Raw genomic sequence first — 15,288 nt, forward strand, 5'->3', positions numbered from 1 at the left:
ATTTTAACACCTCTAATATTAGTAACCACACTTTCAACGGAAGACGAATGGTAAGGTCCGCCACTGCCATAAGCACCAATTGGCACTCTAAGTATCATACTGACAGGCCATTTACCATTAGATAAATAACAGCTTCGACTTACTTCTGTAAATAATTGATTTAGTCCTGGCCATATGTAGTCAGCAAACTGTACCTCAACGATTGGTTTTAATCCAACTGCCGACATACCAACAGTAGACCCAACAATAAAAGCTTCTTGAATTGGTGTATTAAATACACGATCATCACCAAACTTTTGCGCTAAGGTGGCTGCTTCTCTAAATACACCACCAAGACGACCACCGACATCTTGTCCGTAAAGTAGACATTCTTTATTTGCTCGCATTAATTCTTCAACCGCAAATAATGCGCAGTCTACCATAACAACTTTCTCAGCTCCTTCAGGTTCACGGGTTCCAACCTCTTCTGTGACTGGGGTGGGCACAAAATCGTTAGTAAATAAATCCTCTGGCTTAGGGTCTTCGGCATTTAAGGCGTCCTTGAAGTCTGAAGCTACTTTAGATTTAGCTTCGTTTTCAATTTCACCTACTTCAGTTTCTGTAAATCCAGAAGCTAATAAGTGTTGTTTTAGAACAGGATAAGGGTCTCTAGATCTCGCCTCCTCTAAATCATCGCGATACCATTCCATACGAACACCAGAGGTATGATGATTTAATAGCGGTACTTTGGCATGTACTAAAAATGGACGACGTTCCTTTCTAATAGTAGCAATCACTTTTTCAATAGCTTCATAGCTTTCAACAAAGTTAGCTCCGTCTATAGAAATGGCTTCCAAACCATGAAATCCCGCTGCATATTCTGCTGCATTTTGAGCCCTGGTTTCAGCCGCATTGGCTGATATATCCCATCCATTATCTTGAACCATATATAGAATTGGCATCTGCTTAAGCGCTGCCATCTGAAAAGCTTCAGCAATCTCCCCTTCTGTAACAGAGGCATCCCCTAACGAACACACAGCAATAGGATTTTCTATTGAAGTATCATTTAACCCCTGTTGTTCCTTATACTGCATACCCATTGCAACTCCAGTGGCAGGAATAGCCTGCATACCTGTTGCTGAAGACTGATGCGGAATTTTTGGTTTGTCTTCATCTTTTAAACTTGGATGTGAGTAATAGGTTCTTCCGCCAGAAAAAGGATCTTCCCTTTTGGCTAAAAGTTGCAACATTAAATCGTATGGTTGCAGACCAAATGCTAACAACATCGCATCATCACGATAATACGGAAATGCATAGTCTTGAGGTAATAATTCCCAAAGCCACTTGAATCGCTTCATGACCTCTAGAGGTGGCATGTACGTATTTTGAAACTTGCTTAAAGTTTTCTTCATACAACTCGGCCATGGCTTTGGCTGTACAAAGCTTTGAAAATCCTTTTCTTAAAATGTCCTTATTCATTTAAGCTAATTCCTTTCTAGTTTTCAACATCCATCCAAACTTATCTTCCTGCTGCCCTGTTTTTATGGCATTAAGCGTATCATTAATATCTAATCCAACTGGACTCTCATTAGACACATGAATAATTTCACCCTCCAATCCAATCTCTTGAATATAGGCAATACCAACAGCTGTACCAGCTCCAAAAGCTTCCTCGAGGTTACCTTTCTCAGACGCTTCTTTAATCTCACTGAGTTTTACGAGACGTTCTGTTACCTTATATCCTTTATCTCTTAAAAGGTGTATAATACTTTTTCTAGTAATACCATCTAATACGGATCCATCTAATTTAGGTGTAATAAATTCACCTGATATTTTAAAGAAAATATTCATGGTTCCCACTTCCTGAATGTATTTATGCTCAGCGGCATCCAACCAAAGAACTTGATCATACCCTTTTGCTTTTGCCAACTCTGTAGGCCGAATTGCTGCAGCATAATTACCTGCAGCTTTAGCTTCCCCTGTTCCTCCATGCGCTGCTCTAATAAACTGCTTTTCTGCCCATAATTTTATACGTTTACTAAAAAATGGACCAGCAGGTGAGGCCATAATTATAAATTTATAACGTATTGCTGCACGCATACCAATAAAAGGTTCATCAGCATACATAAATGGCCTGAGATACAGCGCACTACCTCCTTTCGGCGGTATCCAATTATGTTCTAAACTCACCAATTCTTTTAAACCCTGCACAAACAAATCTTCCGGAAAATTTGGCATTCCCATACGATCCGCACTTTTATTCAATCGCTTAGCATTTTGTTCAGGTCTAAAAAGCATCGGTTCTCCATCTGGATTTTTGTAGGCTTTCATACCTTCAAAAATAGCTTGTCCGTAATGCAATGCCATTGCCGCAGGATGCGTTGGAATCATTCCCATTGGAACAATTCTTGGGTTAATCCATTCTCCATTTTCATAATCACAAATAAACATATGATCAGTGAATGTGGTCCCTAGAGGAATATTGTCAAAATCTAGTGCATCTACTTTAGAATGCTCTACTGTAGTAATATTTATATTATAAGACATATGCTATATCTTTCTATTTGTATCGAATTGTTCAAAATAATCTGCGACACGGCGCACAAAACTTCCGCCAAGGAATCCATCGACGACACGATGATCAAAAGAGAGTGACAGATACATCATGCTGCGAATAGCAATTTCATCACCATTTTCTGTTTCAATAACTTCTGGTCGCTTTTTTATAATACCTAAAGCCAAAATGGCAACTTCAGGCTGATTAATTATTGGTGTACCCATAACACTTCCAAATGTTCCAACATTGGATATCGTAAATGTGCTCCCCTTAATATCATCTCCTGCCAACTTATTATCTCTGGCTTTAGCCGCCAAGTCATTGACATTTGCCGCCAAAGTTTTTAAATCCTTAGTGTCTGCATTATTCACTACGGGAACTATTAAGTTACCACTAGGTAATGCCGTTGCCATACCAATATTTATATCATCTTTTACAATGATATTTGTGCCATCAACAGAAGCATTAATATTTGGAAAATCTTTAATGGCTTTTGCAACAGCCTCCACAAATAAAGGAGTAAACGTTAAACGCTCACCATATTTCTCTTGAAAGGCTTTTTTATTGGCATTCCGCCAATTTACCATATTGGTTAAGTCGGCTTCTACGTATGCCGTTACGTGTGGTGACGTGTGTTTAGAATAGACCATATGGTCAGCAATCATCTGACGCATACGGTCCATTTCTACAATCATTCCTTTTCCTTTTTCAAATGTCAATTGTGGTATCCTGTAAGCCGTTGGATCGTGGACTACAGGTTGAGCAAATTTGTATGGCCTACCATCTTGTATATACTGAAATACATCACTTTTTCGTAATCTCCCATCCTTACCTGTTGCCGGGATCCTTGCTAACTCCTCAAAACTTATGTGCTGAGCTTTAGCAATTGAAATAATTAATGGTGAAAAAAAGGTATTTGTATTATTAACTGAAAATGAATTTGAAATCGAATTGACTACAGGTTGAGCAGTCTGTGGCTTTTTTGTTGTTTTCTTCTTAGAAGGCAATGAATTGGATTGTTTTGATTCTGTTGACTGCTTCTTTGAGCTTTCGACTGCATCGGAAACTTCTAGCAGAGCGATAACTTCTCCAACAGGAACGACATCCTTAGCTTCAAATAAGGTTTTAACAAGTTTACCGCAAGCCGGAGCGGGTACTTCATTATCAACCTTATCCGTAGCAACTTCCAGGATAATATCACCTTCCTCAAAACTATCGCCTTCTTTAATTAACCAATTTATAATGGTGCCCTCGGTAATACTTTCACCCATTTTGGGCATTCTTAATTCAAAACTGTTCAATTTCGACTCATTTATTACAAGTATCAAAATTATTAATTTTTGATATTTACATCCTAAAATAACTTATAAATTAAATTTATTCAGAATATTTATCTTTTTTATGCATTTATATAAGTTTTTTATTCTTTTTATATTTGAATTTTATAGCGAATTAAAAATAATTTTCTGATGCCACATACACTTGATAAAATAGACACTCGGATATTGGAGATTCTTCAAAAAGACAGTAATCGCACAACCAAAAGTATTGCTGAAGAATTGGGAATGACCACTTCACCTGTTTTTGAACGTATTAAGAAATTAGAGAAGGAAGGATTTATTAAGAAATATGTTGCTGTTCTTGACAATAAGCGTATTGGATTAAAACTCACTGTATTTATTGGCATCACCCTTCAAGGCCATACACGGAGTTACTTGGAAAAATTTGTTACCGAGATTAACAACTTTCCTGAAATTGTAGAATGTCATCGTGTAAGTGGAAATTATGACTATTTACTGAAGCTTATTGTAGAAGATATAGAAGCCTATGAAACGTTTATTATATCCAAGCTGACCCTTCTACCCTATCTAGGTAATGTACAAAGTTTAATTACACTATCTACTGGCAAAGAAACTAATGAGATTGATTTGAGTCGAATTTAATAACTGATATTCAGACAATTATATAACTATTTGGTCAGGTTTTTGATTCTCTTAAGTACTAAATATCGTCTAGTTTTTTTGATATTTCTATAGCCTCATCCACCAGATCTTTTGGATAATCGTTTATATCTAAAATTCTTAAGGCATTCCTATTTTTCAATTTGCCTTGTTTAAGTTTATAATCAAAATCTACATTTTTTCCGTTTATCACTTCACTAAAATGATATAAATCATAGTCATTAGAAAGCATATCTGTTAGCTCAATATCATGGGTAGAAACCAATACTATATTATTATTTTTAGCAATATTAGATAAGACAGCCTTTCCTGCTGAAATACGTTCTACCGTATTCGTTCCTTTAAAAATTTCATCTAGTAGAAATAGGTTTCTATCATGACTCTTACTTTCTTCAATCATTTCCTTAACCGTGAGAACTTCTTCAAAATAATAGCTTTTATCATTTACTAAATCATCATTAATTCTTATAGCCGAAAACACTTTTAATAGTGGAAATGTAAAAGACTTCGCAAAACAGATATTGATAGTTAAACCTGTAATTACATTTAATCCAATTGCTCGTATAAATGAAGTTTTACCTGACATATTAGAACCTGTGAGAAGAATAGACTTGTCGTTTATCGTAATACTATTTACTTCACAATTAACAATTAATGGATGATAAATCTCATTAGCAATAATACTATTCTCATTATGTATAATTGGTTTACAATGTATTTTTAAACCTCCTCTTAATGACGCGGTTGAAATCAACATATCAGTATGACCAACAAATTTAAATACATCCTCAATTTCCTGTCGCTTTGTATCTAGCTTTCTTAAAACATCAAATAGTAACAAAGGTTCTAGAAGAAATACGGTTTTAAAGATTTCAAATAAAAACCATAGAATAATCTCAAATTCACCCTGAAGTCGAGTTTCTAGTTGAAAAAAAGACATTCTACTCTTAACCTGTTTGATTACTCTAATTGATTCATCAATATTTGGATTAAGTCTTTTAATGTAAACATTCTTACTTAGATGAGACGCAATTGCATTCAGTCTTAAAAGCTGAGGAATTGAACTAATATACTCGGCTAAATTCTTTTTATTCCAAAAGTGGATTACGAAATTGACACAAAACACACCCAATAAAACCAAGAAAAACAAAGGGTTATAAAAGGACAGCACTAATAACAACAAACTTGTTAAGGATAATAGTTTTATGAAAAACAACCTTCTTGGTGGTTTGATGTGCTGTTTTTGAAACAGTTCAGATATATAATAGCCTTCTTCATCTTTGAGTTTTAGCAATTTCTGTTGTATTGAAACCCTTAATTCAGAATCTTTTAATAATTCTTCAATTACTTCTTCATTCAGTTTTGTCTGATTTTTATCTACATCTATTGTTCTTAATCGATTGTATAGATATTGTTGACCAACTTTAGAGCTGGTCCGATCAACCAAAACAAATAAATCTTCAAAGTCCAAATCATTACATGTTTTATCAGAAAGTACCTGATACATATTTGAATGATCTTTGTTCCGGAAGTATTGTGCAATCCTGTTAAAATTAAAAGTCTCATCAACTTTAATTCTCCCAAAGGATTCTATTAGCTTCTTTTTTTCTTCTTTTCTACGATTGGGGTGTAATTGAGAAAAAGAATATTTAATTTGAAAAAGAATGTCTTTCACCATTTGGTTAATTAGTATAGTAATTCTGATAGACGTTACAAAAGGTATAACTTATTCTACAAGAATCAATCTACTTTTTAAAAGTTTCCCTAAGCGTTTTATAAGTATCCTCTTGAAGTTTTCTATCTAATGGTACTTCTCTGAGCGGCTCAACTTCTCTCAATGATTCATAACAATCGGCTGGCAACTGCTGATAGAGCGCAGTGCCTTTTATTTTCCATGCGATTATATCATCACTTACTTGCTTTACTATTTTTGCAGGATTCCCAACTACCAAACTGCGCTTAGGAATTTTAGTTTCTGCCTTAATAAAAGTCATCGCGCCAACGATAGACTCATCACCAATTTCAGCATCATCCATGATTACCGAATTCATTCCAATTAAGCAATTGCATCCTAAATTGGCTCCATGGATAATCGCACCATGACCAATATGAGCACTTTCTCTAAGAACAATAGACTTTCCGGGAAACATATGCACTGTACAATTCTCTTGTACATTAACACCATCTTCTAAAATGATTTGTCCCCAATCACCACGAATGGCGGCACCAGGACCGATGTAGCAGTTCTTACCAATAATAACATTACCCGTCACAGCAGCCAAAGGGTGAACGTAACTAGTTTTGTGAACTACGGGAATATAACCTTGAAATGAATATACTGCCATTAAACAAAAATAGTTTAATGATGGAATAAATTCAATTAATTTAAAACTAAATAATGTTAGTTGACAATTAAATTTCTGGTTATAATGGCACCATTGATTTTCATTTGTAAGATATAGGATCCAGCAGTGATTCCTTGAGTATCAAAAGACCATCTATTACCTTTGTAAGTAAGAGTGTTTGGGCGCTTCGTTATAATAGCCCTCCCTCCTACATCAAAAAGTATGACCCTTTCTAACTGATAATCTCCCGAGCTTAATTGAATAACTATTCTCTTCTCCTCTTTAGGTTGGTAAATTGTGAGTACATCTTCTATGGATTGATTTATCGCTATTGATAAAGTTGTACTACTTTCAAACCTTAATGAAAATCTTCCTATATATTCACCTGGAACTAGATTAACACTTACTTCACTTATTCTGAGGTCATAGTAAATATCTGACTCGGCATCATATAGGTAAATATCTTGATTATCATCCCAATGCTCTAAATGATCCAACCCGATATTATATAATCCTGAATCTAAACTATTAATGACCAAAGGAATTTCATCATCGGAATCAATGGATGGAATACCTTGAATCGTATAATACTCACTATTCAAATAAAAGGCAATATCATTTGGCAAGACTTCGTAAGGTTGTCCATCAAAATACTTATCAACACCGTAGGATGCGAATTCATCAACTGTAAGCAATAATTGGCGATGCCCATTATTTGGGCCAGTCATTCCAAGTCTAATTTTTGTTCGCATATCTGCTTGAACAGATTCTGAATTAGCTGCATTGGCAGATTTAACAAACATACTTTGCCCTAGTGATTCCGCAACATAAACCCGTTGATTGTTATTGAATGTAAATGAACCTGTAGCAGTTGCTTCTACAAAGAATCCTTGTGCTACTGGAATATACTGTCCTGGAACTTTCGTAGCTGTTCCTTCTGTTGAGACTCCTGTAGCTGGTGTAGCAATTGACGGCGCACCCACACCACCAGAAAAGTTGTACGTAGCGTAACCACCTTGATAATCTGTAAGTAGATGGCTATCACCACCATAATGTTCCCAAAAATAGAGGGTACCACCCAAAGCTGGATTATCCAGTAAAAATTGATGTGAATCAATAGCACTAGGATAGGGATTAGAAATTAGGTAATTATTATTGGCTGTTACTCCTAAGGTAATATCTCCATTGTTAGGTGTCCCTGCAAATATATAGGGCTGTGTACCTGTCGTTGATTGCGTACCTTTCATGGTAAAACCTTGCCCAGACAATAACGAAGTACTAGGTGATATTTGCTCCCAGCTTGAATAAGCATTCGTTTGATTTCTAAAAGCATATAACCATTTACTAGAAATTGTAGCTGGTGTAAAATTATCACCCGGAATACCATCTAAAACATTCACTGCCGTAAAGTTAAGATCACGCGGGACACCAGTAGTTCCATCTTTCATAACCGCCACGATATCAAAACCTGAATTGGCAGCAGTTCCTGAATTAGAAACTGGGCTTCCCCAATACGTATATCTGTAAAGATTTGGGTTTCCATTTCTTGTTTTACGCAATTCTCCATTAGGTCCAACTACCAAAGTATTATATTGTATGAGTTGTCCATCTTCACCTAAATCTAAAGTTCCATCTAGTTGCAATTGAAAGGCCACGGTAATTCCCACATCACCTGAAATGGTGAATGAGGTTCCTTGATCAACAATTAGGTTCCCCGTTGTAAATGAATTGGTCTGCACTGTATTATCTCTAATGATTACAGAATGTGTTGTATTACTACCAGGCGAATTTAAACCACCAGGATCATAAGGATCCCACGCTCCTAACTCAAAAACAAATTGTGGAAGTATTTCGACCTCAATAATGTTAGAATAATCTGTATTACCGCAATTATCCTGGGCTCTTCTTCTGTAAAATCTTGTCTGTGTTAATCCAGCTGGGGGATCATACATCATACTTGTAGCTCCGTCAATATTTATCCAACCCCCTAAACTACTGCTGCTATATTGCCATTGATAATCTATGTTTATTCCATAAGTTTGACCTGATGAAGACGACGACAAAATCTCAGGATCTCCTAAAATATTAAATGATTGACTGCCAGCTATAGCCCCTGGATTCAATGAATTAGCATTCGTAAATATAATATTATCAACAAATCCACGATCTAAACCAACAGAAATGTTCCCATCTTTGATATAGCGCCATTCAATGATATTCAAACCATAATCAAGAGGTAAATTAACCAAAGTCCAAACTGTATTTCCACTAATTGCAGCTTGCTCAACACCATTAATATAAACTCTTAAAAAATCTGCATTATCCTGACTATCTGTACGCCACTTAAAACTCACTGCCGACTGACAACTCACACTAAGTGTCATAGAAGAGAACTGGTTATTTCCTATAGAACCAGATGCAGCGCAATCTAAATCAAACACACTCCAGGTACCTCTGGCACCCCAAAAAGGGCGATTTCCTCCCGTTGTAATAGTTCCTGTTCCACTATCCAACGCATCAGCTAATGTCGTTGTACTGTAACGATACTGATAATATACATTCATATTGTAATTAGCGTTACCAACATTTTGGTTATAAGATTGAAATTGATATTCTAAAGGATTTGAAAGATTTATATTAGATATAAAATTTACTCGACAATCATCTGCATCAAAACCAGTTGGGTTAAATTCACACCTTGGACCGCCATCATCTTCCCAAGCCTCAATTCTTGCACGCAAAAAGTTGGCAGGAGAATTATTTTGTGACCTATTAGCATAATTTCCATTCTGAGTGGATGGAATATTGTCATTGAGTGTTACACATCCAGAATAAGTTTCAGTTGTATTTATGTTATCACTTAACCAACCTTTCCATGTATGCTCTTCGTTACCAAATTCATCAGCACAAGAACCTGCTGCGTTAAACTGGGTGATTCTTGTTGTATAGTCTATATTCTGAGTAAAACTTAAAGAAACGCTAAAAAAAACTAGCGTCAAAGCGAAATACGTTTTCATAGAGTATGGGTTGATCCTGACAAATATCATAAAGCATTAACCCTGAGTAAAATAGACTCGACAGAACGCGTAATTTTTTAGCTAAAGTGCATTCAGTAAAGAAAAAAGAGTATTCAAAAAAAAATGTTGTCTAAAGCAACCTGGTTTTACTTAAACCTGTTTAATGTCTGCTTAGTAAATTCACTCAGTACTAATCGCCCACTTATAGCTGCACGTTCTGCTAACAAAGTATCCCAATCTTCAGTACCTTTCCAAAACATTTTCTTCATTTCTTTCATGGCTTCTATGTTGTAATTACATAAGTTTTCTACAAAGGCTTTTACAGCTTCATCTAACTCTTCAGCGGATTCATATACATGTGTAAACAGACCTTTTTGCATTGCCCATTCAGCAGGATAAAAACTGTTAGCATCTATTGCTATCTGAGACATACCACTTAAGCCTAATTTGCGCTCAACAGCAGGTCCAACCACAAAAGGCCCAATACCTACATTTAATTCACTCAATTTAATAGCAGCAAATTTTGTAGCCATACAATAATCCGTAGCAGAAGCTACACCAACTCCGCCACCAACTGTTTTACCTTGTACACGACCAATTATAAATTTAGGACACTTACGCATAGCATTAATAACATTAGCAAAGCCAGAGAAAAAGACTTTTCCCGTTGCTTCATCGTTAATACTGATTAACTCCTTAAAGCTCGCACCAGCACAAAAAGTTCTGTCACCTCCACTTTTTAGGACAATAACTTTTATGGCATTATTTTGCCCAGCTTCTCTAATTGTATTAGCCAGTTTTGCTAATAGATCGCCTGGAAGTGAATTATGTGCTGGATGAAAAAACTCTATATACCCTACTTTATTATCAATGGTTAGTTTAACATATGGTTGTGTCATGATTGTTGTTTAATTATGTCTTTAATTTTCTTAATATAATCTTTTGAAGTTTCCATTTCTGGATTTAACTCGAGTGCTTTCTTAAAATTTATTAATGCCTTTTTATAATCTTCGACAATAAAAAATGCTTCCCCAAGACTATCGTATGCGTTTGCATTATTTGGAAATACTTCCGTGTAGACATTAAACACATTAATCGCCTCTTTTTTAAAACCTTTGTTCAAGAGCTCGTAGCCAAAATTATTTAAAGTTACTTCTTTCAAAAAGTAGTTTAAAGTATCTTTTCTACGCTTATTAAATTCAGCATAAAACGTTTTTAAATCATTAGGAAATTCTGATTTTAAAACAGAAAACAAATTGAGTCTTGGATATTTAATAACATCAGGTTCGATATCACTAAAAAAAAGCGTTAACCAATCGTTTTGAGCCTTTTCTGATGTATTGTTAGCCATAACAATAATACCATAATTAGAATCTGGACAAATTAAGACCCCACTTTGAACTCTATTAGATGTGCCAGTTTTAGAATAGTAATACCCTTCTTCTTGGGCAAAACCTATATTCTGCCAGAGGTAGCCGACTTGATCATCTTCTTCTTTATCTTCAAAAAGTAGACGTGAGGATTCCTTTACCCACGGTTCATTTTTATTATCAACTAGATACTTCATGTATATAGCTAAATCTGGCAATGTTGAAATTGCACCACCAGCAGCACCGTATACTGGATCAAAATCTAAGGGTGCCAACTCATCTCCTTTATAACCATTCACCAAACGCCCTTTATATTCTTGAGATTTATTGAGGTAGGTATTATACATTCCAAGTTCTCTGAAAAATACATTCATTTGTCCCTTGAAGGGTTTCTCATGTACTTTTTCTAAAATGTGTGCTAATAATTCAGAGCCCAAAGAATTATAAGCATAGACTGTTCCAGGTTTTTCATTAACTTCAACGGTTTTAAGCTCTTCAAGCAAATCGTCTATATCATAGAAATCTGTTCTAAAATCATAAGAACCATTAGTTACCTTATTTCTTATGTCCTCAAATCCTTTTGTCAATTTATTTTTTAATCCCATACTATGAGTTAAAAGACACTTTATAGTTATGGGCTGTCCTTCAAATTCTAGATTTAAATATTCACCTTCTAAATACTTACGTATATCGTCATCCAAACTGATTTTTCCCTCTAAAACTGCTTTTGCCACTAAAGACCCAGTGAATGTTTTGGTGATAGATGCAATTTCGAAAAGTGAGTTGTCATTAGGTTTATTGCTTGTCCCTTTATCTATTTCACCATAATAATTTTGATACATTTTACCATCTTTATAAATAGCGACAGCAAGAGAATTTACATTACCTTTTTTTATAATGTCATTGGCATATATGTCCACAAATTTAGTAAGCTTATTAAATTTATTATAAGCAACTTTCTCTTTTTTTGATTGCTCGGAGTCGTTACAACTAAAGATTAAAAGTACTACTAGAATTACTTTGAATTTCCTCATGATTTCTGCCATTACCTAGGACATATGTTTTTAGTTTATTGGTTTTACTAATCTAAGATATCGTTATTTTGTTCACTAATATTTTATGAGTTTTGAAATTATAACACCTACAAATATTACTATTAATGAAATGAAAAAATAAGAAAAGAAGGATAAAATCTGAATTAAAATATACCTGAAAAAAATATTTAGAAAACTCTTCTTATTAAAAAACTGCCAATAGGTGTATAAACTGTACAAAACACAACCAAACAAAGTACTTATTATTAATATTTCACTATTAAAAAAGAAAGCACAGGTAAAAACTGTAATAATTATAAACTGCTGGCCTGTTATATACAGCTGAAGTACTAAATGCTCGTAATAATTATATTTAGCTTTAAAAAAAACAATAAAAGAAGCCAAAGAAAAAATAGGTACGAATGCAAAAACCAAATAAGTTTGATTGGTTTTTAACCAATCAATAATCCCAGTGTTGGATAATTCAAACTCCCTACTTTCAGTTTTAGCATTATCAAAACCTTCTTTAAAATCATTTAAAAAATTAGTGAGAAATGAATCGACATCTAACAGATAGGAAATAAATATATAAACAGTCGTCGTAACAAGTAAGAACGATAAAGGCTTATAAAAAGGTTTTCGCTTACCATTTATAAAGTCTCTAATGGCATGTCCTGGTCTTAAAGTGAGTTCTTTAATTGTAAATACGAATCCTCTATTAATTTGAAAGATATTATTTTGAAACTCATCTTTTAATGTTTTAAAACTTATAGAACTGACTGATGTCCGCTGTCCACAATGAGGACAAAATTTATCGTATACAGCGCTTCCACAATTTTTACACTTCATTATTTAGCTCATTTTCAAACTATTCCAAATTGTTCAAAGTGATGATTTAAATGCTTACGCTCTAGCAAGTACCATTCATATCGTGTTAATTCTCCAAATACCATATTACTTAAGGTAGCATTGGGTTGATTCTTAAAGTATTGAAGGTAAGCCTCTCGTTGTTCTTTAAATTTTGTAATTGCTGCTGCTAAATCCTCATGTTTAAGATCATCAAGCGTATCTTTTTCTAATAATGGAAACTGCGAATTTTGAGGAAATTTGTTATAATTCCACAAACTATTCTTCACTTTTTCCAAAATCTTTTCTGGTGTGGAAATTTCAAAATCTTGTATCTCACCTGCAGCAATCTTGTATGTATATTCTAAATGTTCTATCATGTGTTGAGGCGACATGATTCCCCATTTTGGTTTAGTATCTTCCGTAAGTTTAGCCAGACAATCATCAATTTGCTCATCTGTCATTTCAACAAAGGTTTCCTGCTTTTTCTGAACCATTGTTAATACTGTTGCTAGAGCCACTAATTCATCTTCAGCATCAAAAATTTCAGCAAACCATTTTACAATTCCACTTGGATGCTCTGCCGACGCCACATCACGATCTACTTTTTGTTTACAGGTTAATCGAACATAAATCGTGTCATTGTGGTAAAGCGGTCTTAAAAATCGACACTCCTCTAATCCGTAATTTGCAGAGACTGGACCTTTATTAGGATATACAAAAAGTCCAGCAGCTGCTGAAATGATAAAATAACCATGTGCTGTGCGCTTTTCAAAAATGCTTCCATCCAGTGATGTGATATCTGTATGTGCGTAGAAATGATCCCAAGTTAAATTTGAGAAATTAATAATATCAGAATCTGTTATGGTGCGCTTGTGAGTTCGCATTGACATTCCTGGTTGAATATCTTCCCAGTGGTATTTAAAAGGGTGCTGTTCTGCTTCCTTATACTTTGCTTTTTGTTGATATATCCCTGTTATTTCTGTTATAGTTGTTGGTGAACCTTGTATCGCAGTACGTTGAAGGTAGTGCTTGATTCCTCGCATACCACCCATCTCTTCGCCACCACCAGCACGTCCTGGCCCACCATGAACTAAATACGGTAATGGTGATCCATGACCTGTACTTTCTTTAGCCATTTCACGATTAATCACTAAAATCCTTCCGTGATGACTCGCTGCATTAACCACGTAATCCGTAGCTATTTTATCATCAAACGTAGCTATTGAAGATACTAAAGAGCCTTTACCCATCTGAGCTAATTGCACAGCCTCATCTAATGATTTATAAGGCATAATGGTACTAACAGGACCAAAAGCTTCACGCTCATGAATTACTGTGTTTTTAAATGGATGATCTGCTCTTAATACAATTGGACTAATAAAAGCCCCTTTACTTGCATCGGCACCAATGGTTTCAATTTTATCGAGATTACCATACACAATCTCAGCCTCTTTCGCCAGATCGTTAACAGAATCTTTGACAGCTTCTACTTGCTGACGACTTACTAATGATCCCATTCTTACTTCTTTAAGTCTTGGGTCTCCAATAGTAACTTTGTCCAAGGCCTTGCCTAGCGCAATTTGAACATCTTCGACTAAATTTTCAGGCACAATGATTCGGCGAATAGCTGTACATTTTTGCCCAGCTTTAACTGTCATCTCCTTGCGTACCTCCTTGATAAATAAATCAAACTCTGGAGTACCAGGAACAGCATCTTCAGCTAAAATAGAGGCATTTAACGAATCTGCCTCCATAGTGAATGGTACTGATTCCTCAATTAATCTAGGATGTGCCTTTAATAAACGGCCAGTTGCAGCAGATCCTGTAAAGGTTACTACATCTTGAGACTCTACGGTATCTAATATTGTTTTTACAGTTCCATTAATGATTTGCAAGGCACCCTCTGGAAGAATACCTGAATCAATAATTGTTCTTGCAACGGCTTCTGCCAAATATGAAGATGATGGAGCTGGTAAAACAACTGCTGGCATTCCTGCCATCCAATTTACCGCGCACTTTTCAAGCATTCCCCAAACTGGGAAATTAAATGCGTTGATATGGATAGCCACACCCTCTTTGGGTACCATAATGTGATGCCCCATAAAGCGACCTCCTCTTGAAAGATCTATGGGATCGCCATCTACATGGTAAGGTCTGTTGGGGAATAGTTTTCTTA

Annotated in this window: 10 protein-coding genes and 1 pseudogene; 1 reads left to right on the plus strand and 10 read right to left on the minus strand. The window is 35.2% G+C overall.

What is annotated here, in order from left to right:
• From HRU49_RS11920 to HRU49_RS11930, 3 genes and pseudogenes are all read right to left on the minus strand, one after another.
• Positions 1-1,458: pseudogene (locus tag HRU49_RS11920) on the minus strand (thiamine pyrophosphate-dependent enzyme); the annotation flags it as partial.
• Positions 1,459-2,526, minus strand: coding sequence for a branched-chain amino acid aminotransferase (locus HRU49_RS11925; RefSeq protein ID WP_296357449.1), 1,068 nt, complete (start codon positions 2,524-2,526; stop codon positions 1,459-1,461). It lies immediately after the preceding pseudogene.
• 3 nt (positions 2,527-2,529) lie between these two features.
• Positions 2,530-3,816 carry a dihydrolipoamide acetyltransferase family protein gene (locus HRU49_RS11930; RefSeq protein ID WP_296357468.1) on the minus strand — a complete coding sequence of 429 codons (1,287 nt, stop codon included), beginning with the start codon at positions 3,814-3,816 and terminating at the stop codon, positions 2,530-2,532.
• Between the two features lie 189 nt (positions 3,817-4,005).
• Between HRU49_RS11930 and HRU49_RS11935 the strand changes: the two genes are divergently transcribed.
• Complete coding sequence (locus HRU49_RS11935) at positions 4,006-4,479, plus strand: Lrp/AsnC family transcriptional regulator (RefSeq protein WP_296357452.1); 474 nt, start codon at positions 4,006-4,008, stop codon at positions 4,477-4,479.
• A 58-nt stretch (positions 4,480-4,537) separates the two neighbouring features.
• Here the strand turns inward: HRU49_RS11935 and HRU49_RS11940 are convergent, their stop codons facing one another.
• The 7 genes from HRU49_RS11940 to paaZ form a co-directional block, all read right to left on the minus strand.
• On the minus strand, positions 4,538-6,175 hold the full coding sequence (locus HRU49_RS11940; protein WP_296357454.1) for a DNA mismatch repair protein MutS: 1,638 nt from the start codon (positions 6,173-6,175) through the stop codon (positions 4,538-4,540).
• 67 nt (positions 6,176-6,242) lie between these two features.
• Positions 6,243-6,842, minus strand: a complete 600-nt coding sequence (locus HRU49_RS11945; protein WP_296357456.1) for a transferase hexapeptide repeat family protein — start codon at positions 6,840-6,842, stop codon at positions 6,243-6,245.
• Positions 6,843-6,898: 56 nt separating this feature from the next.
• Positions 6,899-9,859 (minus strand): hypothetical protein, encoded by a 2,961-nt coding sequence (locus HRU49_RS11950; protein ID WP_296357457.1) that lies wholly within the window; start codon positions 9,857-9,859, stop codon positions 6,899-6,901.
• Positions 9,860-10,005: 146 nt separating this feature from the next.
• Positions 10,006-10,758: an enoyl-CoA hydratase/isomerase family protein gene (locus HRU49_RS11955; RefSeq protein ID WP_296357459.1), complete on the minus strand. Its 753-nt coding sequence runs from the start codon at positions 10,756-10,758 to the stop codon at positions 10,006-10,008.
• Positions 10,755-12,263, minus strand: a complete 1,509-nt coding sequence (locus HRU49_RS11960) for a serine hydrolase (protein ID WP_296357461.1) — start codon at positions 12,261-12,263, stop codon at positions 10,755-10,757. Before HRU49_RS11960 ends, HRU49_RS11955 begins: the two co-directional genes overlap by 4 nt.
• Before the next feature lie 75 nt (positions 12,264-12,338).
• Complete coding sequence (locus HRU49_RS11965) at positions 12,339-13,112, minus strand: DUF3667 domain-containing protein (protein WP_296357463.1); 774 nt, start codon at positions 13,110-13,112, stop codon at positions 12,339-12,341.
• Between the two features lie 14 nt (positions 13,113-13,126).
• The coding region (gene paaZ, locus HRU49_RS11970; RefSeq protein WP_296357465.1) for a phenylacetic acid degradation bifunctional protein PaaZ at positions 13,127-15,288 on the minus strand (2,162 nt) is incomplete at its 5' end.

Origin of the sequence: Winogradskyella sp., assembly GCF_013213975.1 — a bacterium.
In the GTDB taxonomy this organism is placed as follows: Bacteria; Bacteroidota; Bacteroidia; order Flavobacteriales; family Flavobacteriaceae; genus Winogradskyella.